We start from the raw sequence: 25,224 nt of genomic DNA on the forward strand, positions 1-25,224 counted from the left end.
CTTACCTCTGTCTTACCGTCATGGATCTGTTCAAGCTTATTTCCGACATCGAAAAAGTCGACCCCGAGATTTACGAGCGTCTCGACCCGCGCCGCCGCGTGTTCCAGCACTTCGGCACCGCTGGCAAAGCCCTTACGGCAGCCGCGCTACCCGTAGTGTTTAGCGGCATATTTCAGCGCGCCTACGGCCAAGCCGCCCTGCCCGCCGACATTCAGGCCGTGCTCAACCTGGCCCTGAGCCTGGAGTACCTGGAATTTTACTTCTACGACACGGGCCTGAAAACCCCCGGCCTGATTCCGGCCACCGACCGGCCGGCCTTCGAGGTAATTCGTAACGACGAGTCGGGCCACATCAAGACCCTGCGCGCCGCCCTGGGCACGGCCGCCATTCCCGAACCCACCCGCGCCGCCTTCGACTACAGCGGGGGCCGCGGCACCCAAGCGGGTCCGTTTGCCGCCGTGTTCAGTAACTACGCTCTGTACCTGGGCGTGTCGCAGTCATTCGTGGATACGGGTATCCGGGCGTATAAAGGCGGGGCACCCATACTGATGCCGAACAAGACCGTGCTGCAAGCTGCCCTGAATATTCACTCCGTGGAGGCCCGCCACTCGTCGCACGTGCGCACGGTACGCCGCGGCGTAGCGGCCAATGCGGTGGCTACCACCGTGCCCGGCAACCCCGCCAACCTGAACTTACAGCCCAAGAGCTGGGTTTCGGGCAACGACAACGGTGGTCCTTCGCCGAACACTACTCCCTCGACGGCGGCGGTGTACGGCCCCGGCAACCCGGCTACGGGAGCTGCCACGGCTGTTTTCTTCCCCGGCGAAGAAAATATCACCCAGGCCGGCGTCAACATCCAAACCAACACCACGCTTACGGGCGCAACCGTGACGGCAGCAGCGGCCTCCGAGGCGTTCGACGAGCCCCTGGATGCTGCTACGGTGAAGGGTATTGCCCGCAACTTCGTGCTGGCCACCACTACCCTGTTTACGTAAGCGCCGCGTTAGATTGTGTTTTTGATTTTGAAAAGGACAGCTGTTAGCTGTCCTTTTTTAGTTACGCCAGGGCTGGCAGGCAACTCTTTCTCATCTGTTTCTATCTACCTTCAACCGGCTACACCCTTATCCCAACTTTACTTGCATGCGGCACTTTAGCTTTCTGTTACTTCTCTTCCTGTGTGTAGTGCCGTTGCTCGGGCGGGCCGGCGTGGTGCGGGGCCGCATCACCGACCCCAAAAACGAGCCGTTGGCCTTTGCCAACGTGGCCGTGCGCGGCGAAACCACCAGCACGGCATCCAACGAGCAGGGCCAGTACCAGCTTCGCTTGCCAGCTGGCACCTACCAGCTGGTGTTTCAGTACGTGGGCTACAAGCCCCGGCTGGAGCAGATACGCGTAGCGGGCGGCGACACGGCCACCGTGCTCAACGTGACGCTCACGCCCGAGCCCTACACCCTGGGCAACGTGACGGTGCGGGCCTCCGACCGGGACCCGGCCTACGCCATTGTGCAGCACGCCATTGATTGGCGGCGCTACCACCGCGCCGAGGTAGCCGCCTTCACGGCCCGCACTTACATCAAGGCGGTGGTACGCCTCACCGATGTGCCCAACAAGATTTTCGGGTTGGTGAAGGTAGACCCCGGCGTGAAGAAGGGCATTGTGTATCTGTCGGAGTCAGTGTCAGATTTATCGTTTCGGCAGCCCAATGTGGTGCAGGAGCGGATGATTTCGTCCAGGGTCAGCGGCAACAGCCGGGGCTTCAGCGTGAACCGGGTGTCGGGGCAGTTCAATTTCTACGAGAACATGATTAAGTCGGGCTTTTCGGAGCGGGGCTTCGTGTCGCCGATTGCCCAGAATGCCTTGCTGTTCTACAAGTACGAGCTGGTGGGTACTTCCCAGCTGAACGGGCACACGCTCAACAAAATCCGCGTGTCGCCCCGCCGCCGCATCGACCCGGCCTTCTCGGGCTTCATCTACGTGCTGGAAGACGGCACCTGGCGCCTGCACAGCGTAGACCTGAGCCTGAACTCCGACGCCGGCATCGAATACGCCGACAAGGTGCAGATTGAGCAGCTGTTTGGGCCCGCGCCGGGCGCCTCGCACGCCTGGGTGCTTCAGTCGCAGAAGGTGTATCTGAGCGGCTCGGGCCTGGGGTTCAAGGGCAACGCCTCGGTGAATGCCGTGCTGTCGAACTACCGCGTGAAGCCTACTTACCCGGCCCCGCCGCCCGCTCTGGTGGCCGCCCAGCAGGCCGCCCCCGCCCCCACCGACGCCGGCCGCCGCGAAACCGTAGCCGACGCCAAGCAGCAGCGGCCCCAGCTGCGCACCCTCAGCCGCGCCACCCGCCGCCAGGCCCGCCAGGCCGCAGCCGCCACCCCCGACACGGCCGCCTTCCGGCCCCTGGCCAAGGGCGAAATTATGGCCGTAGAAAAAGGCGCCAACGAGCGGGACTCCACCTACTGGAACGAGCTGCGGCCCATTCCGCTCACCGACGAGGAGCGCCGCGACTACCAGGTGAAGGACAGCGCCGAGGCCATTACGAAATCGAAACCCTACCAGGACTCGCTGGACCGTAAGCGCAACCAGGTGGACCCGCAGAAGCTCCTGCTGCTGGGCTACCAGTACACCAACTCGTTTAAGAAGCGCACCGTGTCGGTGGAGCCTGTCACCAACGCCTTGCAGTACAACACGGTAGAAGGCGTGGTGGTGAATGTCGAAGCCACCTACATCCAGCGCTACGAGGACCGGCGCAGTTACTCGCTGCGGCCGGTGCTGCGCTACGGGTTCAGCAACCGGCTGTTCAGCCCCAGCCTGAGCGGGGGGTACACGTTTCGGCCCCAGTCGTTTAGCCGGGTGGGCTTTGCCGTGGGCCGCACCATCGAGAACTTCGACCCCCGCTCCCAGCTTACGCCCTTCATCAACAGCTACTACACGCTGTTCACCAACCGTAACTACGCCAAGCTCTACCGCCGCGACGCCCTGGAGCTGAACTACCGCACCGAAGTAGCCAACGGCCTGAGCCTGCGCCTGGCCGCCGCCTACGCCGACCGGCGCGAACTACAGAACACCACCATTAAGGTAGTCCGGGACATTGCGGGCCGGGCCTTCACCTCCAACCAGCCCGTGAGTGAGGAGCTGCCCGGCGGCACCGGCTTTGGCCGCAGCCAGGCCCTTACGCTGGACGCCCTGCTGACCTGGCAGCCCGGCCAGCAGTTCATTACCCGCCCCGACGGCAAGTTCAACCTCGGCAACTCCAAGTATCCGCAGTTTACGCTGGGCGTGCGTCAGGCTCTGCGCGGGGTGCTGGGCTCAGATGTACGCTTTACGCGCCTGGAGCTGGGCACCAGCAAGAATCTGGGCTTCGGGCTGTTCGGGGAAAGCAACTTCAACGTCCGGGCCGGCACTACGCTGGGCGCCTCGGGCCTGACGTTTGTGGACTACCGCCACTTTGCCGGCAACCTCACCAGCCTGGCCGCCAACTTCGAGCAGTTTCAGCTGCTGGACTACTACCGCTTCAGTACCCGCCGCAGCTACTTGGAGGCTCACTACAACCACCACTTCAACGGTTTCTTCTTCAATAAAATACCGCTGCTGCGCCGCCTGAAGTGGCAGGAAGTAGCTTCTCTGAACTACTTGCGCACCCAGGCCGCGGGCCATTATCTGGAGCTGGGCGTGGGCGTGGAGCACATCTTCAAAATCAACCGTATCGACTTTTACACCGCCTTCCAATCAGGCCAGCGCCTCAGTTCCGGCTTCCGGTATGGCATAGGGTTTTAGGCCTCACCCCCCGGCCCCCTCTCCCGCGGAGAGGGGGAGCCGGTTCCGCTGTTCTACGCCGCCCTGTCGGCTAGCGCCTCCAGCACGGCTATCACTGAGGACGATTATAAACAGTACAGCCGCGTAGCGGCTAAAGGATTGTAGTAGCCAGATTCATGCAGATAAGTTCAGCGCCGCGTAGCGGGGCAAGAGACGCTTGACCGTTTCTTGCCCCGCTACGCGGCGCTATGCTGTTCTTTCCCATCCCTCTACAAACCTCTGGACCGCTACGCGGCCACTGTGCTGCTACAGCTTGGTAGCCGTGCTGGAGGCGGTAGCCGAAAGGGCGGCGCTGCCGAAATCGTCAGGCTCCCCCTCTCTACGGGAGAGGGGGACGGGGGGGTGAGGCCCTACTTCACCTCTTCAAAATCAACGTAGTCGCCGCCCTCAGCATCCTTAGGCTTCGCTGACTGGGTGCGGGGCGGCACGTAGTCGACCCGAACTTGGCCGGGGCGGGTGGGCGGTGGCGGAGCCTGGTTGGGAAAAGCGCTTTCGAACTGCTGGCCGTAGCGGCGGGCCTGCTTCTTGAGCAGGTTGCCGACCAGCAGCCGTAGCAGCACGGGCAGCAACGTGCGCACCACAAACGACACCAGCAGCAGAACAAGCAGAAACTTCAGCAAAAACATCAGCGGGAGGCCACTTCGGCGGCCGGCGAAACAGGTTGGAAATATAAATCGGCCGAAACGGCGCTGGCCAGCTGGGCCTCGGAGCAGGGCATCAGCTTTTGGTCTTGCTCGGCCAGCACAAACGGCGCGTAGCCCAGTTCGGCTAACAACCCGGCCACGGCCCGGCGGTTTTCCAGGCCATTCAGCTCCGTTTGGATCAGGGGCCGGAAGCGGCGCAGCGTGTCCTGCATGTGCCGAAACACCTCGTACTCGAAGCCTTCCACGTCGCACTTCACAAAATCCAGACGAGGCAGGTGCCGAAAGAGTTCGTCGGGCACACGCATGGGCACGTCGTAGGTGCGGGCGTAGTGCTCATGGGGGTTGCTGGCCGCCACTTTGGTCATACCGTGGTGGAGCAGGCCGTTGCGCTCCGGGGTGCCCATCTGCACAGTGGTGTTTTGCCCGCCCAAGGCATACGGCAGCAGCGTCAGGTTGCTGATGCCACTGAGGCGCACGTTGTCTTGCCAAATGGCTTGAAACTCGGGAATGGGCTCCACGGCCAGCACCTGCCCCTCCGCCCCCACCAGGCGCGACAGCGCCACGGAGTAGTAGCCCAGGTTGGCCCCAATGTCGAGGCATACGAAGCCAGGGCGAATAATCTGGTGCAGAAAAAACAGCTCTGGATACTTGTCCTTGCCCCAGCCAGCACCCACCAGCCGCAGGTACACGCGGCTTACCAGCCGAATGTACCGCTCAAAGCCCAGTGTGCGGACCAGCAGCTTGCGAAATTGCTTCATCATACGTGCCCGCAAAGATGCCGGAAAGCCGAGACATGCAGCGCCTAAGTCCTTACTCCTGGTTTCGGCTTCCGGCCCGCGCTACCGCAGCTGCTACCACGCCGCCCAGCAGGTACCAGGCCACGGTCATAGCTTGGGTTTGGGGAGTGCGGTTGCTGGGCGCTTCCCCCAGGCCCAGCGGCCCCGGCAGCACCACACCGCCAATGCCGGCGGCCAGGCCCAGCACGGTGCCGCGGGCCCAAGCACTGCGGCCGGTGCCTACCAAGCTGTAGTACAGGCCGTTGCTGAGTAGGTCGCCGGCTAGAGTCAGAGCGTAGGCCGTGCGGGTGTCGGGCTGGGGCGCCTGAGCCAGGCCCAGTAGCTTGCGCAGGCCGCGCATTCCCAGCACGTCCATACGCGGGGCATCGTGGGGGCGCAGGCGGCGCACGGTTTCATGCACTACATTGAGCGCAACGGCACCGGCCAAGCCCGCACCGAGGGCTCGCCATATAGAGGAAGAAGTACGCATAGAAAAATAGAGAGGAAAAAGTAAGAAGCGGCGGGAGCGGACAGGTGCCTCGTGCGCAAAAAATTACGGAAACTGCTTGCGCGTTGTTCGTGCAGCTGCCTATCTTTGCCATTCCCAGTGGCCTCGTGCCAAGTGGGAAACGCCTTCTTAGCTCAGCTGGTAGAGCAGCTCATTCGTAATGAGCAGGTCGCAGGTTCGAATCCCGTAGAAGGCTCTTGAAAGCCATTTTGCATTCGCGAAATGGCTTTTTTATTTCTCTCATCACTAGTACGCAGAAGCGTTTGGCGGTAGGTGTTGCAATGTCTGGCCACTGTATAGACGCAACCTGCTCGCTAGCTAATGCCAACCACCTTTTAGTCAAGGTGAAAGCCCCCACTTGAAGCGACACGACTAAAACGCAAAACGACCGGCAAGCGCGTGAAGCTTGCCGGTCGTTTTAACGGTAGTTCTATCGAACCAGTGCCGACTTACAGACCTTTGGAGTAGTCATCATCGCCGTAGCCACGGGAGGCGCCGCGGTATACCGACTCATTGGAGCTGTTCCAGCGCGAGCTGGAAGCATCCGAAGAACCGGCTCCGTAGCCCTTAGAGTCGCTGTCGTAGCTGCTGTTTGCGGTGTTGCCAGCTTTGTAGCTGCCCGACTGGTACTTGTCCGAGCCGTAGTTGCTGGAGTTTCTGTAGCTGTCGGAGCTTTTGCCGTAGGAGCTGCCGGAGCTGTAGCTATCCGATTTTTTGGTGTTGCCACCGCGGTAGCTGCCACGGTAGGTTTTGCCTGAGTCTGAGGAGCTGCTCTTCGAGCGCAACGCCAGCCAGCTTAGACCGCTTACCAGCAGGGCACCACCCACAATCTTTTGCGTAGGAGTCAGCTTGTTTACCTGCTCCATGGCTTTATTGCCGAGGTCTTTAATCTGGTTCACATTTACGTTGCTAAGCCAGTCCTGCTGGCTCAGCCACGACTTCACCTGGCCTTGAATACCTTGCTGGTCTTGCTGGCCCTGTTGGTCTTGCTTGTTCTGACCGCCCTGAGCACCCGTATTCGTGGGCTGGCTCGAAGCTGAAGTAGCTGCACCACCGGTGCGGTTGGTGTCGGCGCCAGCGGCCGGCGAGCCAGTGTTGCCCGCAGCCGAGGCCGAAGCGCCCGACGGTTGTTGCGAAGCCGACGAACCGGCCGATTTATTAGCAGACGAGTTGGCGTTTTGAGCGGAGCCGCCGTTGGGCTGGTTTTGCTTGTTTTCCATGATGAGTGGGAGTTAAATGATAAAACCTTGCGAGTGAACCGTAGCTGCACCCCTCCCCTATTCGTTAAAAGTCAGCAAAAAGTTATGGCTGCGTTACGCGTTTCTTGCTGAGTACAACCATACTGCCCCAGCAGCTCCGTTTTTTCGCCCCGCCACTACCGCGGCCGCTCAGCCCTGCACGCCCCGGTGGCGCTGTTCTTCCGAAGGCAGTGGCCGGCCCCCGGCGTATAAGTAGGCATTGCGTTCCGCAGCTTCACGAGCCGCCACCTCAAACGGGATACGATAGTACCCGTGCCGAAGCCAGTCCAGCAGATAGCGGCGCAGAAAGCCGAGCCGGCCGTGCTCCTGATACTGCCGGATGTGCTCCATTTCGTGCGCCACCCAGTAGGGGTCTTGCAGAAACTCCTCGCGGGTTACGCCGCTCAGGTGGATGCTGCTGCCGAGCACCATGGCCACGTTGGGCGCACCGAGTTTCAGCCGGGCCAAGCGGGCCCAGGGCGAGTTTTCAATAATGCGGGGTAGCTGCATAGGCCGTAAGGAAAGCAAGCCGCAGTATACGCGCTGATGCGGCAGCCCGTTTAGGACGGTTGCATGAATTTTCTTCTAAATGATTGTGCATACCGAAGAATTTTTCAGACTCTTTTGGTAAGCTCAGCTTTTCTAGTGTAGCTTTAACCAATGGCAGCCTGCTAAGAGAGTAGTCTTTGCCACGACAAGCTTTCCTTTATTTCCTCATTTTTTCGCAGCCCAGGCTCTCTGCCTATCGAAAAAAGCAACGCCCGCTAGCCTCCTGGTTGACCCCGGAAGCTCTTTCTGCCACCCCCTCGACGGACAATGAAACACAGCCTCCTGTATTGCCTCGCCGCGGCCTCGATGGTCCTCTCCTTTTTCTTTGAAAGAACTCCCACTTCCCAACCAGCCGCTACTGCGGCACCTGCGGCCCAGGAAGCCTCTCTGCTGGCCGCCCTGTTCGGCTCCGCCGATGAAGAGCCCCGCTTGCTGTCGGCTTCCGACTCGTTAGCGTACAGCAAGTACGGTCAGCGCCTGGGCTTTGCGCCCACCTACACGGAAGACCGAAGCTTGCTCGAAACAGTGGTAGCCTGGCTGGGCACCCCCTACCGCTACGGCAGCAACAGCAAAAGCGGCACCGACTGCTCCGGCTTCGTGACCCGTGTATTCAAGGAAGTATACGGCATCACCTTACAGCGCAGCTCCCGCTCCATGTTCCAGAGCGTGAAGCACGTGAAGAAGGAAGAAATGCAAACCGGCGACCTGGTGTTTTTCCGCCGCGGCCCCGGCCAGCCCATCTACCACGTGGGCATCTACCTCAAAGACGGCAAGTTTGCCCACTCGGCCACCAACGGCGGCGTGATGGTCAGCTCTCTGCAACAAGCCTACTACAGCCGCAATTTCTACGCCGCCGGCCGCGTAGCCACCGAATAGGCTTTACGGCCGGCGCTACGCCCAGCCTCCTGCGAAAAACGCCCCATCCACCCCGTTGGATGGGGCGTTTTTCGTGACCTGCGGTTCTCAGATTGCCCAAAACCATTTCAGCCCGTAGCAGTATAGCACACACGGCCGGCTAGCTCGGCCGCTTCCACCCTCTTCTTCCTCAACGCTATATGGACAAGCATAACCCACAAGGCGGCCAAATTGCCTCCTCTCCGCTTTTCAAGCAGTTTCTGGGCAAGGCCGAAGATTACCTGAAGCGCCCCACCCGCCTGAAACAGCTCCTGAATGACGCCTACCAGAAGGCCAGCGAGAAAAAAGACCTGGGCACCATTGCCCACGAAGCCTGGGACACGCTGCAAACTCTGTTCCGCCTGATTCGCTCGGCTTCCTCGGGCGAATATCAGGGTCTACCGACCAGCACAATCATAGCTGCGGTGGCCGTTACGGCTTATTTCCTGAGTCCCATTGACCTTATCCCAGACATTCTGCCAGTGCTGGGCCTGCTCGACGATGTGGCCCTGGTGGCGTGGTTTAGCACCACCATCAAGGAAGAGCTGGACAAGTTTCATGAGTGGGAGAAAACCCGCGTGGAACTGGTAGAAGAACCAAAAGACGCCAAGCCGGCTGCTGCCAGCACCATGTCGTCTACGGATGGTACTACTCGTAACTCCGGGCCCAAACCGGCCGCAGCTCCAAAAACAGGCAGCTCAAACACCGACAGCGGGCTGGGCTCGCCGGAGAGCAGCAACCCCAACCCTAGCCGGACCACCGCCACCGACCCGGCCCCCAAAGCCGACGTGAAGCCCCACGCCGACATTGCTGCCAACACCACCGACAGCAGCCGCACGGGCAACAAGCCCGGCCCCGCCGGCGGTGACCCAGGCGGAAATGTTCGGTAAATCAGAGGTGAGACTGTAAGTGTGAGAGGTGAGACGCTGTTCTTCTCCTATATTTGAGACGATGAGAAGTGAGAGCTGAGACTTCGTTTTGAAGTCTGACCAACAAAGTGTCCTTTCACCATCTCCCCTACTCTCTACACACAAAAGCCCGCTCTCCTTATTGGAAAGCGGGCTTTTGTGTGGTTGGCAACTACGGTTTCGGAAGAAGTGACTGTTCTAATTCTGCATCCAATAAAGCCTGCGCTCCTCTCTCCCGCCAGTCTCACTTCTCACGTATGACCTCTCACTTCTACCGCTAAGCTGCTTTGGCATGGGAGGCGACGTAGTTGACAAAGTCGCCGACGGTGGCCAGGGGGACTTCGTCGGGGATGGTGATGTGGAAGTTGCGTTCCAGCTCCAGAATAATGTCCACGACATCTACGGTATCAAAGCCCAGCTCGTGGCTGAGGCTGCTGCCGATGCGCAAGCGCTGGGGCTTAATAGCTTTGCGCTGGCTGATAATGCGCAGCACTTGCTGCTGAATGGCTTTGGGGGCGGAAGTCGTTGAGGTATTCATAAAGGGAACGACGGAAACGTAAAAAAACAACGGAAAGGCAGGAGCGGGGCCTGGTCCTCCCCCGCCTGTGCAGGCGAGGGAGTAGGCTGGGCAGGCAAAAGGTTGCACGCCCCCGAAAAACTTTATGCTTTGACGAGAATGGGCGGCCGGGCGGCCTCAATTTCTTCCTCGTCGGCAGCTTCGTTGGCCGCGCCATCGACCGGGCGACCGGCCAGGCGGGCTTTCAGCCGCTCACTAATCAGGTACATAACCGGCACTACCACCAGCGTGATGAGGGTGGCAAAAGCCAGGCCGAAGATGATGGTCCAGGCCAGCGGCCCCCAGAACACCACCGAGTCGCCGCCGATGAAGAAGTGGGGCTCGAAGGAGTTGAACAGCTCGTAGAAGTCCACGTTCAGGCCAATGGCCAGCGGAATCAGCCCCAGGATGGCGGCCGTAGCCGTCAGAATCACGGGGTTGAGGCGGGTGCGGCCGGCCTGCACCAGGGCCTCACGCAGGGGCACGCCCTGGCTGCGCAGCATGTCGGTGAATTCGACCAGCAGAATGCCGTTCTTCACCACGATACCGGCCAGCGCCACAATGCCCACACCGGTCATCACGATGCTGATTTTCATGCCCGTAGCGGCCAGGCCCAGCATCACGCCCGTTACCGAGAAGATGATTTCGGTGAGGATGATGAGGGTTTTGCTTACGGAGTTGAACTGCGTTACCAGAATCATGAAGATGAGGCCCACGGCCAGCAGGCCGGCCAAGCCCAGGAAGTCCTGGGTTTCCTTCTGATCCTCGGTTTCGCCGCCCATGTTGATGGAGTAGCCGGCCGGCAGCGGGAACGACTTCAGGGCCTGGTCAATCTGAGCCACCACGTCGGGGGCGGTGTAGCCGCCCAGCACGTTCGAGGACAGCGTAATGACCTTTTTCAGGTCCTGGCGCTTGATGCCGCCGAAGGTGCTGCCGTACTCGATGTCGGCCACGGCCGACATGGGTACCTGGCGCATCTGGCCGGTGGCGTCGCGGAAGGTGAGGCGCGAGTTCAGAATGGCGTCGATGTCTTCGCGGTATGGCAGGGCGTAGCGCACCTGAATCGGGTACTCGTCGTCGGGGGTTTTGAACTTGCTGGCTTCGGAGCCGAAGATGGCCGTGCGCACTTCCAGGCCAATCTGAGCCGTGCTCAGCCCTTCGCGGTTGGCCCGCTCCCGGTCAATGTTCACGGCAATTTCGGGGTTGCGGTCCTGCAAGTCGGTGCGCAGGTCCTCGATGCCGGCAATGTTCAGGGAATCCACGTAGCGCTCCACTTTCTTCGACAGCTTAGCCAGCGTGGGGTAGTCGTCGCCGGATATTTCAATGGCAATGGGCTTGCCGGTGGGCGGGCCATTCTGCTCCTGGTCTACGGCTATTTCAGCACCCGGAATTCCCTTCACCACCTCCCGAATCTTGTCTTTGTAGGTACTGGTAGGCGGGCCGGTTTGCTGGCTGAACTCCTTGAAGGCCACCGACACTTTGCCCAGGTGCGACTGGGCCGTGCGGGCTGCATCCTGGGGGTCGTCGGCCCCGATGCCTACGTTGGCAATAACGGATTCGACGTCGGGGTTATTGCGGCCGATGACCTTGTACACGCGCTGCTCCAGCTCCCGCGTGATGGAGTCGGTAATGGCCACCTTGGTGCCCACGGGCATGCGCAGGTACACATAGATGAATTTCGGGTCGCCCTGCGGGAAAAACTCCACCTGGGGGCTGCGCAAGGCTACGGCCACAAAGCCGAACACGAGCAGGCCCACCATGCCCAGCATAATGCCGACCTGCCGCCAGTTGGAACCGTGCACGGCCCAGCTTACCAGGCTGGCGTAGGCGTTCTGGAAACGCGGCAGCACCTTGGTCTGGAACCCGGCAATCCACCGGTAGAACACGAACTGGTCGAGGAAGGCAAACAGGGCCAGGAACACGAACAGGTTGCCGACGAACATCGAGCCCGCCAGGTAGCCGATGCCGGCAATGCCCAGCAGCAGGAACAGCACCCGGCGGAAGCCCGGCGTCCAGCGCGGCTTGCGCAATTCTTCGGGCGAGTTGTGCTCCTCACGCTCCATGAAGCTCACGGCAAACACCGGGTTGATGATGAAGGCCACCACCAGCGACGACATCAGCGTGACAATGAGTGTGATGGGCAGGAAGAACATGAACTTGCCGATGATGCCCGGCCAGAAAGCCAGCGGCACGAAGGGCGCCACCGTGGTGAGCGTACCGGCCAGCACCGGCACAAACACTTCCCCAGCCGCGTACTTGGCGGCCTGGGCCGTGCTCAGCTCGGGGTGGTCGTGCAGGATGCGGTGGGTGTTTTCAATTACCACAATGGCGTCGTCGACCACAATACCCAGGGCCAGCAGGAAGCTGAAGAGCACAATCATGTTCAGGGTGAAGCCCAGGATGGGCATCAGCAGGAAGGCCAGGAACATGGAAATCGGCACCGACAGGCCCACGAACAGGGCGTTGGTGGTGCCCATGAAGAACATCAAGATCAAGGTCACCAGAATGAAGCCGATGACGATGGTATTGATGAGGTCGTGCAGCGTAACGCGGGTGTCGTTGGAGGTGTCGCCGGTGATGGTAATGTTCAGCTCCTGGGGCAGGCGGGTTTTGCTGTCTTGCACAATCTGCTGAATCTTGTCGGAGGCGTCAATCAGGTTTTCGCCCTGGCGCTTAATCACGTTCAGGGTAATGGCGGGCTTGCCGTCGAGGCGGGCGTACGATTCCCGGTCCTTGAAGGCGTCGGTAACGGTGGCAATGTCGCCGAGGCGGATGCTGGCGCCGTTCAGGTTTTTCACCTGGATTTCGGCAATGTCGGCGGCTTTGGCGTACTGCCCAGCCACGCGCACGGCCCGCTTCTGGGCGCCCACTTCCACCGAGCCCCCCGAAATAGTCAGGTTTTCGGACTGAATGGCGCGGGCCACATCGTTGAAGCCCAGGCGGGCAGCCTGCATCTTGTACAGGTCCACGTCCACGTTCACCTGCTGCTCCAGGGCACCCACAATATCCACCCGGCTGATTTCGGGCAGGGCCTCAATCTTGTCCTGGAAGTCGTCGGCGTAGCGCTTAAGCTGGTTGAGCGGCAGGTTCCCCGACAGGTTGATGTTCATGATGGGAAACTCCGAGAAGCTCACTTCCTGCACGCTCGGCGGCGTGGGCAGGTCGCTGGGCAGCTCGTTGCGGGCCTTGTCTACGGCGTCCTTCACCAGCTGCTTAGCGTACTGCACCTCCACGTTGGTGTTGAACTCCACGTCGATGACGGAGTAGTCCTGGTTGGAGGTGGATTTAATGTTTTTCACCCCGTTCACGCTCTTGAGTTCCTTTTCAATCTGGCGCGTGACGAGGTTCTCCATATCGGCCGGCGAAATTCCTGGGTAGATGGTAGCCACGATGATGCGCGGTACCACGATGTCGGGGAAATTCTCCTTCTGGAGCTTGAGGTAGGTGAATATCCCCGCAATGCTGATAATCAGCGTGAGGATGTAGATGCTGGTCTTATTGTCAATAGACCAGCTGGTGGGTTTAAATTCCTTCTGAACGTCCTGCATGGTGGCTGCGGTTGGCCTTCGTTCGCCTCACCCCCTAGCCCCCTCTCCATAAGAGAGGGGGACTAGTTCTAGCTCTAGCTGTAGAGCTGATGGATTTCCGGCAGTTGAAGGCTTGGCTAATAGATGAAAGCAGTGACAGGCTTTTTTAGCAGACTAGAGCTAGAACTAGTCCCCCCTCTCTTATGGAGAGGGGGCTAGGGGGTGAGGCGTTACAAGCTAACGACCTGGCCCTCATTCAAATTCTGATACCCGGATGAAATAACCTGGTCGCCGGGCTGAAGGCCGTTGGTTACTTCTACCTTGCCGTTGTACACGGTGCCGGTCTGGATGACGCGCTTGGCGGCTACTTTCTGGCTGCCTTTCTGGCTGACTACCAGCACGTAGCTGTTCTGCTCATCTTTCTGCACCAGGTCCACGGGCAGCACGGTAGCGTTGGGGCGGTTGTAGTTCTGGATGCGCACGGTGGCTACCATGTTAGGCTGCAAGCGGGCGGCCTGGCTGCCGCTCAGGCGCAACTCCACGTCGAAGGTGCGGCTGGCCGGGTCGATGGTGCTCGACACGGCCCGCACGGTGGCCGGTAGGTCTTCGCGGCCCAGGTCCGGGATGCTCACCAGGGCCCGGTCGCCGGGCTTGATGCGGCCGGCGTAGGCCTCCGACACGTCGGCCACGATTTTGCCGCCGCTGCCGCTTACCAGGCGGGCTACCGGCGCGCCGGGCGCTACGGCCTCGCCCAGCTTGGGCAGCACCTCATCCACGGTACCCGCGAAGGGCGCCACTACACTGTACAGCTCCCGCTGGCGGTTCAGGGTAGCCAGGTTGCGTTGCAGGGCCTCGTAGTTGTTTTTGGCTTGCAGGTACTGGATTTCGGTGCCGATTTCCTGCTTCCAGAGGCGGGCCTGCCGCTCGTACACGGTGCGGGCCAGCTCCATGCGGGTGCGCAGCTCGGCAATGCCAGCGTCCAGAATGTTGGCGTCGATGGTGGCCAGCACCTGGCCGCGGCCTACCCGGTCGCCGCGCTGCACGCGCAGGCTGGTGAGCGTGCCGGCGGCGCGGGCCGCCACGGTGGCGTTCTGGTCGAAATCCACGCGGCCCTGCACTTCGAGGTAGCTCTTGAAGCTCTCGGGCTGCACGTTGAGCACGGCCACGGGCGTGGCCTGAACGGCGGTTTTCTGGCCGGCGCCGGTTTTGGATTCCAGCTCAGCAATGCGAGCCTGGGCCGCGGCCTGTTCTTTTTTCAGCTCCGCCAGCTCGGCCTGGGGGTCTTTGGGAGAGCTGCAAGCGGCAAGCTGCACGCTGCAAGCGGCCAGTAGGCCCAAGGCAAACGTGCGGGAGGAGGTTCTCAGAGTATGCATATCGGACGGTAGTCGGGGGTGTTGGAATGGGGAGGAGCTTGCCGCTTGTAGCCTATAGCTTGCAGCTTACTTGGTGGCTTGGCGGTACAGCTCGCCGGTGGCTTTGTCACGGTCTACCTTGGCCACCAGCACATCGTAGAGGGCGGCGTAGTAGTTGGTCTGGGCGGCGCGCAGCTCGGTTTCGGCCGATACTACTTCCAGGTTGGTGCCCACGCCTTCCTTGAACTTGATGCGCGACACGCGGGCCACTTCCTCCGCTAGCGTCAGGTTCTCGCGCTGATTATCCAGCACGTCCAGGGCATTGATAAGGGTGGTGCGGCTCTGAGCGTCTTGCAGGTCGATGCTCTGGCGCAGGGTTTCAAAGCCCTTCTCGATGGTTTGCTGAGCAATGGTGGCCTGCTGCACCTGGTAGCGCCGCCGGAACCCGTCGAACACCGGTATTTGCAGGCTCAGGCCGATGTTGCCGAAGCCAAACCAGTTCTGGTTGGGGAAGCCATTGGCCGAGCGGGAATCCGGCCCGCGAAACTCAAACAGGGAAGGCGCCGAGCGGGCCCCGCCGTTGAAGCCATAGGCTCCCGTGAACAGCAGGCGCGGATACGCCGCCGAGCGACGGTTGCGCAGGTCGAGGCCGGCCAGGGCCTGCTGGGTTTCCAGGGTGCTGAACTCGACGCGGTTGGCGTAGTTGAAGGTAGCCGCTGCGGCCGGGGTCAGGCCGCCGCTAAGAGCCGTTTGCCGGTCCTGACGCGCCTGGTCGGCGGTGTTTTCCTGGCCGGGAGTGGTGGCGGGCTGGGCCGGCAGGGCGCCGCTGGCGTTGGAACCGCCGCGCTGAAAGTCGGCCACGCCGAGGCGCTGGCGCAGGGCGCCGGCATCAACCAGGGCCCCGCGCAGGGAGTCGGTCAGCAGCACGGGCTGGTCCTGGGGCAGGCCCATCTGAAACTTCAGCAGCGCCACGCTCAGGTCCGTCAGGCGCTGGGCTTTCTGCTGCTCCACCACCAAGTTGTTGCGCTGCACTTGCAGGCGCTGCACGTCCAGCTTCTCCACAAAGCCAGCCTTAAACGTCTGGTTGGTCTGGTAGAGAATGGTGTCGAGGCGCTGCACGTTGCGGGCCAGCAGGTGCAGCCGCTCCCAGGCTACCAAGGTGCTGTAGTAGGCCTTGCTCACCTGCTCTACCACGTCGATTTCGGCTTGCTGGGTTTGCTTGCGGGCCAAGTCGGCGTACACCCGCGCAGCCCGCAGGCCAATAAAGTAGGAGCCGTCAAAGAGCAGCTGCGACACCGAAGCCGAGGCATTGCCCTGCCACTGTAGCCCGAAGGCGAAGGGCTGGGGTGGCAGCTCTACCTGCCGGCTCGATAGCACGGCTTCTTCGCCGCGGCCGGCCGCTGTTATATCACCAGAGGTTAGCACCGTTTGCGACAACGGGAAGCTCACCAGCGCCTGCTGGAGCTTGAAGTTGTCGACCACGTTGGCGCCTACGCTTACCTGCGGCAGGCCCGCCGACTTTACCTCGTTGATACGGGCGCGGGCAGTTTGCTCACCCAGGCGCGTTGCCAGCAGCGACGGTTTATTCTGCACGGCGTAGTCGATGGCTTGCTGGAGGCTCAGGGCTATGGGCGTGCCGGTGGCGGCCGTAGCGGGCGGGGCCGGAGCCGGGGTTTGCTGGGCCAGCGCGGCCCCGGCCGGAGCCAGCAGGGCGGGCCCGGCGGCCAGCAGCAACACGCGGATGTTCTTCTTCATACGAAAGGAATCTGGGTGCGAAAGCGGCTTATTCTTCTTCCGTCACGTGACGGTACTGGTTGATGAGCTTGTGCCCTTTGAGCGTGGCCACGCCCAGCAGGAAGTGCTCCAGGAAGATGAAGTGGATGGTGTTGGGATTGTACTGCCGGGCCGGAAACAGGTCGGCGTTGAAGGCCAGCTCGATTTCGGCCAGGTGCAGGCGGCTGAGCACCTCCACGTTGAGGTCGGCGCGGTACAGGCCCTCGGCCATGCCCCGGCGCAGGTTGTCGCTGATTTTCTCCAGGATGAAAAAGTTCTTATGCTTCTCCCACACCGCCCAGGCGGCCGGGTAGTACTTTTTCAGGTCGTAGAAAATACCGGGGTGCACATCCTGAAACTGACGCTTGGCCCAGGTCATCATCTGAAATAGCTCGTCCAGGGCGTTTTCGGCCTGCTCAAACATGCGGCAGCATTCGGCCTCTTCCATTTGCAGATGATGCTCGGCCACAGCCAGCACAATCTGGTCTTTGTTCTCAAACCATTTATACAAGGTCTTTTTCGACATAGCCAGGTGCTGGGCTATATCATCCATCGACACGCTCTTGATGCCGTTGCGCATGAACAGCGCCTCAGCCGATTGTAGAATTCGGTGTTTTATTTCCATAACAGCGGGCCAAAGATACGCCGGAAACTTTTAACGAGTTCATAGTTTCCAATTTATTTTTTCTAAGGCCCGCTGAGTCTGGCACCGCCAGGTACTGTGCCCGACGATTTCGGGCCCGAAATACTTTACCCAGCAACTATATTTTCTTGGTGGCGCCGCGGGCAGTGTACCGCGAAGCTCCGTGCCCCGGCCGCGCCGCATGCGTACCTTCGTGCCCTCACTTCCTTATTTTGCTTCCAATGAAAATCCGTACCGGCTTCGGCTACGACGTGCACCAGTTGCAAGAGGGCCTGCCCTTCTGGCTGGGCGGCATCCAGATTCCGCACACCCACGGCGCCCTCGGCCACTCCGACGCCGACGTGCTCATCCACGTCATCTGCGACGCCCTGCTGGGCGCGGCCAACTTGCGCGACATTGGCTACCACTTCCCCGACACCGACCCGCAGTACAAAGGCATCGATTCCAAGCGCCTGCTGGCCGAGGTGGTGCGCCTGCTGCACGAGCACCAGTACACCATCTCCAACATCGACTCTACCATCTGCCTCGAGGCGCCTAAGGTCAACCCCCACATCCCCGACATGCAGCGGACCCTGGCCCAGGTAATGCGCATCGAGCCCAACGACATCAGCATCAAAGCCACCACCACCGAAAAGCTCGGCTTCGTCGGCCGCCGCGAAGGCGTAGCGGCATATGCGGCGGTGTTGATAGTAGGGGCTTAGGGTCTTGGGATCTTAGGGGCTTAGATTTTTGAGTCTTTGCAGCTTGGAGTTCGGGGCCTTAGTCAGTGTTCTGCAACGCGTCGTTGTATGTCGAAACATCATCTAAGCCCCTAAGCCCCCAAGTCCCTAAGACCCCTTCCATGCATCCTTCCTGAGTATTTTCGTCTTTCTCCACCCACCTCCATTTTCTTCTCCCGACTACATGAACAAACTTTCCTTTCTGGCCTTGCTGCTGACTGCTGGCCTGACGACGGCAGCCGTGGCCCAGCAGGCTCCCGAGAAAACCAAAGTCAAGGTGAAGCGCAAGGCCAAAACCGAAGCCGCAGCCGCTACCCCCGAAACCGCCGCTCCGGCACCCGCCGCTGCGGCCCCGGCCGCTGCCACCGACGCCAGCCTGACTTACGCCGAAACCATTACCCAGGCCGACTTGCGCCAGCATCTTACCGTACTGGCCTCCGATGAGTACGAAGGCCGCGAAACCGGCGAGAAAGGCCAGAAAATGGCCGCCGACTACCTGGCGGGTCAGTTCAAGCAGCTCGGCCTGACGGGCCCGGTGCAGGGCTCCGACAACCCCTACTTGCAGCGCTTCACTATGGTGCGCAGCACTTGGGCCGACGGCGCCACGCTGAAAGTGGGCGGCCAGACCTTCAAGTGGCTGACCGATTTCTATGCTTCCGGCAGCAAAGGCTTCCAGCAGGAAACGGCCCTGCAACCCGTGTTTGCCGGCTTCGGCATCGAGCAGGACGGCTACTCCGACTACGCCGCCCTGGGCGACGTGAAAGGCAAGGACCTGATTGTATTGCTGGGGGAGCCCCTGAACGACAAAAGTCTGCCGCTGCTGGGCAAAGACGGCCAGCCCAGCAAGTGGGGCATGGACTTCCGGGCCAAGGCGGCGGTGGCCACCCAGAAGGGGGCCCGCTCGGTATTTTTCGTGGATTTCAGCCCTACCAGCAACTTCGCCAAGCTGGCCGCCCGCATGGGGCCCATCATCAGCCGCCCCAGCATTGCGTTCAAGGACGCGGCTGAGGGTGCCACCCGCGTCACGTCGTTCTTCGTGTCGCCGGCTGTGGGCTACAAGATGCTGGGTACCACCGCTCCGGCCGTGACCAAATACCTGACGGCTGCCACTACCAAGCCCGCCGCCAGCCCCTTCAAGCCGGCCAAGGTGCAGATTTCGGCCCCGAAGAAAACCGAGGATTTCACCACCGAAAACGTGCTGGGCTACTTGGAAGGCACCGATAAGAAAGACGAAGTGCTGGTGCTGTCGGCGCACTACGACCACATCGGCGTGATTGGCGGCGAGGTGCACAACGGCGCCGACGACGACGGCTCGGGCACAGTAACGGTGCTGGAGCTGGCCCAGGCCTTTACCAAAGCCAAGGCCGAAGGCCGCGCCCCGCGGCGCAGCCTGCTGTTTCTGGCCGTAACGGGTGAGGAAAAGGGCCTGCTGGGCTCCGAGTACTACACCGACCACCCCATCTTTCCGCTGCAAAGCACCGTGGCCGACCTGAACATCGACATGGTAGGCCGCACCGACAAGGACCACGAAAGCAAGGGCGACTACGTGTACGTTATCGGCTCCGACAAGCTCAGCTCGGAGCTGCACGCTGCTCTGCTGGCCCAAAACGAGAAGTACACCAAGATGGACCTCGACTTCCGCTACAACGACCCCGAGGACCCGAACCGCTTCTACTACCGCTCCGACCACTACAACTTCGCCAAGCACGGCATTCCGGTGGCCTTCTTCTTCAACGGCGTACACGACGACTACCATGGCCCCAAGGATGAAGTCGATAAAATCGAGTTTCCGAAGATGGAGAAGCGCGCCCGCCTCGTGTTCCACACCGCCTGGGAGTTGGCCAACCGCGACAACCGCCCGGTAGTGGACTCGAATAAGAAGTAGTTTATAGACCTGAGACAGTGAGAGGTGAGAGGTGAGAAAGAACAATCATGCTGAGCTTGTCGAAGCATCTCTACCGCTTCGTTGCAATGCTAAATGATTAGCCAGCGGGAGAGATGCTTCGACTGCGGCTGCGCCTCCGCTCAGCATGACCGTTCTACCTGTCACTTGTCACTTGTCACTTGTCACTTGTCACCTCATCACCTCATCACCTCATCACCTCCAGCAAAACCCGCCGAACCTGTGATGGTGCGGCGGGTTTTATCTTTGCTGTGAACCTGTTGCTCCGTGTGCCGCTATGAATACGCCTGCTGCCCCTACCCCTTCCAAAGCTGCCCAGTTTCTTTCGGACGCCGACCGGAAGGCCTTTGACCTGGAGCACCGCCGCAAGATTCGGTTCAACATTGGCAAGTACAACACCGCCGTGCAAACCGGCCTGGGCTTCTACCATGACCATGAGCTGGCGCGGGCGCGGGCCTCGTACCTAAAGGCCCAGGTTATCAATCACCTCGACCAGTACCTGTTGCAGTTCGAGCAGAACTTCACGGCGCGGGGTGGCAAGGTGGTGTGGGCCCAGAATGCGGAGGAGGCCTTGTTTGAGGTGGGCAAGATCATGGCCCGCCGCCACGCCCGCACCGTGGTGAAGGCCAAGAGCATGACCACCGAGGAAATCCACCTCAACCACTACCTCCAGGAGCAGGGCATTGAGTCGGTGGAAACGGATTTGGGCGAGTTTATCGTGCAGCTGAACGGGGAGCGGCCCTACCACATCGTGACGCCGGCCATGCACCTGAGCCGCCTCGATATTGCCGACATCTTCGCCAAGCACCTCGGCATCGAGTACACCGACGACGCCCAGCAACTCGTGCTGACGGCCCGCCACCTGCTGCGCCACAAGTACACCGCCGCCGAAGTGGGCATCACCGGGGGCAACTTCCTGGTGGCCGACACCGGGGCCGTGTGCGTGACGGAAAACGAAGGCAATGCCCGCCTCTCGGCCACGTTTCCCAAAACCCACATTGCCATTGTGGGCATCGAGAAGGTGATTCCGCGCCTCCGGGACCTGGACTTGTTCTGGCCCCTGCTCAGCACCAGCGGCACCGGCCAGCAGGTGACGGTGTACAACACCCTGTACACTGGTCCGCGCCAACCGCTGGAGAAAGACGGCCCCGAGGAAATGGTGGTCATCCTGCTCGACAATGGCCGCACCAACCTGCTGGCCCAGCCCGACAAGCGCGAGGCCCTGCACTGCATCCGCTGCGGCGCCTGCCTCAACGTGTGCCCGGTATACAAGAACATCGGCGGCCACACCTACGAGGCCACTTACTCGGGCCCCATCGGCTCGGTCATCACGCCCCACCTCTCGGGCCTGGCCGAAAACAAACACCTGAGCTACGCCAGCAGCCTGTGCGGGGCCTGCTCGTCGGTGTGCCCGGTGAAGATCAACATCCACAACATCCTGCTCAAAAACCGCCAGCAGAGCGTGCAGGAAGGCTTTACCGACAAAGAGGAGCGCCGGGCCGTGGCCTTGTGGCTGCACGGCATGAAGCACCGCTGGGTGTGGGACCTGGCCCCCGTGGCCGCCAAAAACTGGGTGCTCAGTCGCCTGCTGGGCCAAACTGGCTGGAGCAAGCGCCGCGAAGCCGTACAGGTGGCCCCAAAAACCTTCCGGCAACTATGGAAGGAGCGAAAGTAGATAGTAAGTAAAGTTTTACTACTTTTATTTAAACAAGTCAATTTTCGACTTAAAAAAAGTAAAAATTAGTAAAATTTTACCTATTTGGTTATTCAAAAAACTATAGCTGCAATGGTTGCGAAGCAGCGCCACGTGTTGAGGCTTTCTCAGGCCGAACTGGCGGAGCTGGCTCAGGTATCTCACAGTTTTATTACAAAGTTAGAGGCGGGTAATGCCAATCCTGGCGTGAAGCAACTAAGCCAGGTATTAGAGGCTGTCGGCCTGGAATTACTCATCAAACCGAAATCATGAAACCCTTAGCCGCCGAGGTGCTTTACAACGGAAAGGTTGCGGGTGTTCTGCGCCGTAGCGCCAACCAGTTTTCATTTCGCTACTCGCCTGACTACTTGGCTAGCGACCTGCCCGCTATTAGCCTGACACTGCCGAAGCAGGAGGGCGTTTTTGTGTCGCCGGTTTTATTCAGCTTTTTTCCGGGCTGCTGGCGGAAGGCGCAGCCAAGCAGATTCAGTGTCGTGAGCTGGGCATTGATGAGGAGGATGAAATGTTGCGCCTTCTGAAAACAGCGCACTCGGAAACCATCGGAGCGGTAACCGTCCGGGAAATCCCAGCTCTACGAGTTCCCCCAAAAAGCCGGCCTACTGTGCCGGTTGCTACCGCCACCTGACCAAACAGCAATCTGACTTCTGCACCCAGTGCCAGCACGAGCTTTTTGATGGACGGAATATGGCCGCTACGCTGCCGTTTGCCCCGCCGCAGCAGGCAACACCGGAAGAAGCCTTACGCTACCGCGAACTGACACGCCAGATGTCTATGTCGGGGGTGCAGGAAAAGTTTTCCGTTAAGATGGCCTCGAGCTCGTCAACTCTGGAACTCACCCAAGCGGGAGGGCAATTTATCCTAAAGCCCCTTCCCGTCATTGTGGTATCTCCGGAAGCAGTACCGGCCAACGAGCACCTGACTATGCAACTGGCCCGGCAGGTATTTCGGCTGCCCACTGCTGCATGCGCGGTGCCGCGCTTTGCTACGGGGCAGCCTGCCTACCTCACCCGCCGCTTCGATGTGCTGACCGCTAAGAGCCGTTTACTGCAGGAAGACTTTGCTCAGCTAGGCGGACGTACCAGCCAGCAACACGGCGCCAACTATAAATATGATTACAGCTACGAAGAAATGGGGCTGCTGATTCGCCGGGCGCTGCCTTCCACGTACTTACCTGAGCTAACCGCCTTCTTTCGCCTGCTGCTGTTCAATTATCTGGTTGGGAATGGCGATGCTCATCTCAAGAATTTCTCCCTGCATCGTACTCCTCCGAATAAAGCATATCATCTGACGCCCGCCTACGACCTGCTCAATACCGAGCTGCATTTTCCGTACGAATCGGATACGGCGGTACCTCTCTTTGCTGACCCTGCCACCGACCCGCCGGCCTTCACAGCTTTGGGCTATTACACCCACGACGACTTCCTGGAGTTGGGCCGCCGGCTGGGCCTGCCCTTGTCCCGCGTGCGGAAGCTGCTGGCCGACATTGTAGGTCACGAAAGCCAGGTGCAGGCGCTGATTGACCGGTCTTTTCTGCCCGAAGACTTGAAAACTGCCTACGCCGCCGTGCTGGCTGGGCGCCGGCAGCGGCTGCGTTATTCGCTGGGTGCCTAACCCCAGGCCGCGCAACGGAGTACAAAGCCCGCGGCAGTGGTGCTGCCGTTGTTGCGGGTTTGTATGGAGGAAATTGCTCTTCAGGTGGTGGCCTTTTTGGCCGGTGTTTTTTTGGTTATTGTTACGCTGTCGGCTGCAATTCGCTCGTTTGTGCTGCCCCGCAACGAAAGCGTCCTGCTCAATGCGTGGGTGTTTCAGGGCATCCGGTTTTTCTTTGACCTGGCGGCGGGCTTGTCGCGCACCTATAGCCGCCGCGACAAGATAGAGGCGCACTATGCCCCCGTGGCCCTGGTGACGCTGCCCATCATTTGGCTGACCGTAGTTACGGCAGGCTTCACGCTAATTTACTGGGGCCTGGGCGAGCGGGATTGGCTGGACTGCTTTCAGCTTAGCGGCTCCTCCCTGCTCACGCTGGGCACGCACAAAACGCGCGGCGCCGTCGTCACGGTGTTCACCTTCGCCGAGGCTACCATGGGCCTGTTGCTCATGACCCTGCTGATTTCCTACCTGCCCACCATCTACCAGGCTTTTTCAAGGCGTGAGCTGGTGGTGGCCCGCCTGGAGCTGCGCGCCGGGGCTCCCACCTCGGCCTGCACCTTGCTCACGTGGCTGAACCGCAGCGGCTCCCTGCTGGACGACGATGAGCAGTGGGAGCGGTGGGAAGAGTGGTTTATGGAAATCGAGGAAAGCCACACGTCGTTGCCCATTATCTCGTTTTTCCGGTCGCCGCAGCCGGGGCGCTCCTGGGTAACGGCCGCCGGCCTCATACTGGACACGGCCGCCTTGATGTTTAGCGTAGCAGAAGGCCCGCGCAGCCGCCAGGCCGAGCTGACCTTTAAAGCGGGCTGCATTGCCCTGAATCGGGTGTATCGTTTCTTTGACGAGCGGGGCCGCACCGGGCCGACTTCCCTCATCGAAGACAACGACCCCATCGAAGACCCGGAACGCGCCGACTTCGACCACGTATGTGAGGAGCTGCAAGCCAATGGCTTTCAGCTGCGCCCCAACCGCGACGAAGCCTGGCAGCAGTACCACACCCTGCGCAGCCGCTACCGCGAAGCCCTAGACTTCCTGGCTCGTCTCACCGTTGCGCCTGAGTTGAAGGCCGTCCGGTAAAGCAACTTTATACCCCTTCATCGGGCAGTATTTGCACGTCCTGCACTAGCACCATCTTCTCGATTTCACGGCCGCGGGGGGTGTTGGCCAGGCCGCCCAGGGCGGTTTCCTTGTAGCGGGTTTCCATGCTCTGGCCCACTTCGCCCAGGGCCGCCACGCACTGGTCCACGGGAATAACGGGGTCGACGCCGGCAATGGCAATCTGGGCCGAGCTGAAGGCAATGGCGGCGGCCGAGGCGTTGCGCACCACGCAGGGCACTTCTACCAGCCCCGCCACCGGGTCGCAGACCAGTCCCAGCATACACTGTATGGTAATGGCTACGGCGGCAAACGTCTGCTCCACCGAGCCGCCCAGGCAATACACAATGGCCCCGGCGCCCATGGCGGCGGCTGAGCCGGTTTCGGCCTGGCAGCCGCCCACAGCCCCAGCCAGGGAGGCATTTTGCTCGATGATGAGGGCAATACCCGCCGCCACCAGTAACCCCTCCAGAATGGCGCGGTCCGGGAGCCGGTGCAGGTCCTGGAGCGTAACCAGCACGCCCGGCAAGATGCCCGAAGCCCCGGCTGTGGGCGCCGCCACCACCCGGCCCATGCACGAATTCACCTCCTTGGCCCCCAAAGCCCGCGTAACCAGCTGCTTGAACTCCGGCGACAGAACCGTAACCGGTGAGGCGGCAATCTTTTTGGCGCCGTTGTTGACCATGCCCGAGCGGGACGTCATATTCTGGGTCAGGCCGGTGTGCACGGCGTCGCGCATCACGTCGTAAGCCCGCTGCAAGCCGGTCCAGATTTCCTCTTCGGTGCGGCCCTTCTGCTCTACTTCGTACGCCAGCACGGGCTGAAACAGCGGCTCACCCGTGGCCGCGCAGTGCGCCTGCCAGGAAGCGAAATCGGTAAAGAGTAATGACATGGTGCGGGGTGGGTGGGAAGGTGGGACGGGCAACGAAAAAAGACTGCTGCAATAACGCGCATAGCGCAGC

At 60.8% G+C, this 25,224-nt stretch carries 22 protein-coding genes and 1 tRNA gene; 12 read left to right on the top strand and 11 right to left on the bottom strand.

Annotation, left to right across the window (positions count from 1 at the left end; translation table 11 throughout):
• The first annotated feature begins 20 nt into the window (after positions 1–20).
• Both OIS53_RS12800 and OIS53_RS12805 read left to right on the top strand, forming a co-directional pair.
• Complete coding sequence (locus OIS53_RS12800) at positions 21–995, top strand: ferritin-like domain-containing protein (RefSeq protein ID WP_264678964.1); 975 nt, start codon at positions 21–23, stop codon at positions 993–995.
• A gap of 145 nt (positions 996–1,140) precedes the next feature.
• Positions 1,141–3,774 (top strand): DUF5686 and carboxypeptidase regulatory-like domain-containing protein, encoded by a 2,634-nt coding sequence (locus OIS53_RS12805; protein ID WP_264678965.1) that lies wholly within the window; start codon positions 1,141–1,143, stop codon positions 3,772–3,774.
• Positions 3,775–4,163: 389 nt separating this feature from the next.
• Here the strand turns inward: OIS53_RS12805 and OIS53_RS12810 are convergent, their stop codons facing one another.
• Genes OIS53_RS12810 through OIS53_RS12820 form a run of 3 tightly spaced genes read right to left on the bottom strand, consistent with a single transcriptional unit; the run spans position 4,164 to position 5,723 of the window.
• On the bottom strand, positions 4,164–4,439 hold the full coding sequence (locus tag OIS53_RS12810; RefSeq protein ID WP_264678966.1) for a DUF4834 family protein: 276 nt from the start codon (positions 4,437–4,439) through the stop codon (positions 4,164–4,166).
• Positions 4,439–5,218, bottom strand: a complete 780-nt coding sequence (locus OIS53_RS12815; protein ID WP_264678967.1) for an FkbM family methyltransferase — start codon at positions 5,216–5,218, stop codon at positions 4,439–4,441. Before OIS53_RS12815 ends, OIS53_RS12810 begins: the two co-directional genes overlap by 1 nt.
• Positions 5,219–5,267: 49 nt before the next feature.
• Complete coding sequence (locus OIS53_RS12820; RefSeq protein ID WP_264678968.1) at positions 5,268–5,723, bottom strand: hypothetical protein; 456 nt, start codon at positions 5,721–5,723, stop codon at positions 5,268–5,270.
• Positions 5,724–5,864: 141 nt separating this feature from the next.
• Between OIS53_RS12820 and OIS53_RS12825 the strand changes: the two genes are divergently transcribed.
• Positions 5,865–5,937, top strand: a tRNA-Thr gene (locus OIS53_RS12825).
• Positions 5,938–6,190: 253 nt separating this feature from the next.
• Here the strand turns inward: OIS53_RS12825 and OIS53_RS12830 are convergent.
• Together OIS53_RS12830 and OIS53_RS12835 are read right to left on the bottom strand one after the other, a co-directional pair.
• The gene (locus tag OIS53_RS12830) at positions 6,191–6,961 is read right to left on the bottom strand and encodes a hypothetical protein (protein ID WP_264678969.1); all 771 of its coding nucleotides are present in this window, start codon (positions 6,959–6,961) and stop codon (positions 6,191–6,193) included.
• Positions 6,962–7,129: 168 nt separating this feature from the next.
• A complete protein-coding gene (locus OIS53_RS12835) occupies positions 7,130–7,489 on the bottom strand; it encodes a hypothetical protein (RefSeq protein WP_264678970.1) in 360 nt (119 codons plus the stop codon).
• 306 nt (positions 7,490–7,795) lie between these two features.
• On the opposite strand from OIS53_RS12835, the gene OIS53_RS12840 reads away from it, so the two are divergent.
• A complete protein-coding gene (locus OIS53_RS12840; RefSeq protein WP_264678971.1) occupies positions 7,796–8,404 on the top strand; it encodes a C40 family peptidase in 609 nt (202 codons plus the stop codon).
• Positions 8,405–8,583: 179 nt separating this feature from the next.
• Entirely contained in the window at positions 8,584–9,312 is a 729-nt protein-coding gene (locus tag OIS53_RS12845; protein WP_264678972.1) for a YkvA family protein, read from the top strand.
• A 295-nt stretch (positions 9,313–9,607) separates the two neighbouring features.
• On the opposite strand, the gene OIS53_RS12850 is transcribed toward OIS53_RS12845, so the two are convergent.
• The 5 genes from OIS53_RS12850 to OIS53_RS12870 form a co-directional block, all read right to left on the bottom strand.
• A complete protein-coding gene (locus OIS53_RS12850) occupies positions 9,608–9,868 on the bottom strand; it encodes an acyl carrier protein (RefSeq protein ID WP_264678973.1) in 261 nt (86 codons plus the stop codon).
• 122 nt (positions 9,869–9,990) lie between these two features.
• Positions 9,991–13,434, bottom strand: coding sequence for an efflux RND transporter permease subunit (locus OIS53_RS12855; protein ID WP_264678974.1), 3,444 nt, complete (start codon positions 13,432–13,434; stop codon positions 9,991–9,993).
• A 209-nt stretch (positions 13,435–13,643) separates the two neighbouring features.
• Positions 13,644–14,786: an efflux RND transporter periplasmic adaptor subunit gene (locus OIS53_RS12860; RefSeq protein ID WP_264678975.1), complete on the bottom strand. Its 1,143-nt coding sequence runs from the start codon at positions 14,784–14,786 to the stop codon at positions 13,644–13,646.
• A gap of 66 nt (positions 14,787–14,852) precedes the next feature.
• Complete coding sequence (locus tag OIS53_RS12865) at positions 14,853–16,520, bottom strand: TolC family protein (RefSeq protein WP_264678976.1); 1,668 nt, start codon at positions 16,518–16,520, stop codon at positions 14,853–14,855.
• A gap of 28 nt (positions 16,521–16,548) precedes the next feature.
• A complete protein-coding gene (locus OIS53_RS12870; protein WP_264678977.1) occupies positions 16,549–17,163 on the bottom strand; it encodes a TetR/AcrR family transcriptional regulator in 615 nt (204 codons plus the stop codon).
• A 239-nt stretch (positions 17,164–17,402) separates the two neighbouring features.
• Here OIS53_RS12870 and ispF point away from each other — a divergent pair, with 239 nt between their 5' ends.
• The 7 genes from ispF (at position 17,403) to OIS53_RS12905 (ending at position 24,244) form a co-directional block, all read left to right on the top strand.
• Entirely contained in the window at positions 17,403–17,882 is a 480-nt protein-coding gene (gene ispF, locus OIS53_RS12875) for a 2-C-methyl-D-erythritol 2,4-cyclodiphosphate synthase (RefSeq protein ID WP_264678978.1), read from the top strand.
• A gap of 202 nt (positions 17,883–18,084) precedes the next feature.
• Positions 18,085–19,785 (top strand): M28 family peptidase, encoded by a 1,701-nt coding sequence (locus OIS53_RS12880; protein ID WP_264678979.1) that lies wholly within the window; start codon positions 18,085–18,087, stop codon positions 19,783–19,785.
• A 295-nt stretch (positions 19,786–20,080) separates the two neighbouring features.
• The gene (locus tag OIS53_RS12885; protein ID WP_264678980.1) at positions 20,081–21,478 is read left to right on the top strand and encodes a LutB/LldF family L-lactate oxidation iron-sulfur protein; all 1,398 of its coding nucleotides are present in this window, start codon (positions 20,081–20,083) and stop codon (positions 21,476–21,478) included.
• Positions 21,479–21,562: 84 nt separating this feature from the next.
• Positions 21,563–21,769 carry a helix-turn-helix domain-containing protein gene (locus OIS53_RS12890; RefSeq protein ID WP_264678981.1) on the top strand — a complete coding sequence of 69 codons (207 nt, stop codon included), beginning with the start codon at positions 21,563–21,565 and terminating at the stop codon, positions 21,767–21,769.
• Positions 21,766–22,035, top strand: a complete 270-nt coding sequence (locus OIS53_RS12895; RefSeq protein ID WP_264678982.1) for a HipA N-terminal domain-containing protein — start codon at positions 21,766–21,768, stop codon at positions 22,033–22,035. Before OIS53_RS12890 ends, OIS53_RS12895 begins: the two co-directional genes overlap by 4 nt.
• A 253-nt stretch (positions 22,036–22,288) precedes the next feature.
• Positions 22,289–23,128: a HipA domain-containing protein gene (locus OIS53_RS12900; protein WP_264682357.1), complete on the top strand. Its 840-nt coding sequence runs from the start codon at positions 22,289–22,291 to the stop codon at positions 23,126–23,128.
• Between the two features lie 63 nt (positions 23,129–23,191).
• Positions 23,192–24,244 (top strand): hypothetical protein, encoded by a 1,053-nt coding sequence (locus OIS53_RS12905; protein ID WP_264678983.1) that lies wholly within the window; start codon positions 23,192–23,194, stop codon positions 24,242–24,244.
• Positions 24,245–24,251: 7 nt separating this feature from the next.
• On the opposite strand, the gene sdaAA is transcribed toward OIS53_RS12905, so the two are convergent.
• Positions 24,252–25,154, bottom strand: coding sequence for an L-serine ammonia-lyase, iron-sulfur-dependent, subunit alpha (gene sdaAA, locus OIS53_RS12910; protein WP_264678984.1), 903 nt, complete (start codon positions 25,152–25,154; stop codon positions 24,252–24,254).
• Between the last annotated feature and the right edge of the window lie 70 nt (positions 25,155–25,224).

The sequence above is a fragment of the Hymenobacter sp. YIM 151500-1 genome, assembly GCF_025979885.1.
GTDB lineage: Bacteria > Bacteroidota > Bacteroidia > Cytophagales > Hymenobacteraceae > Hymenobacter.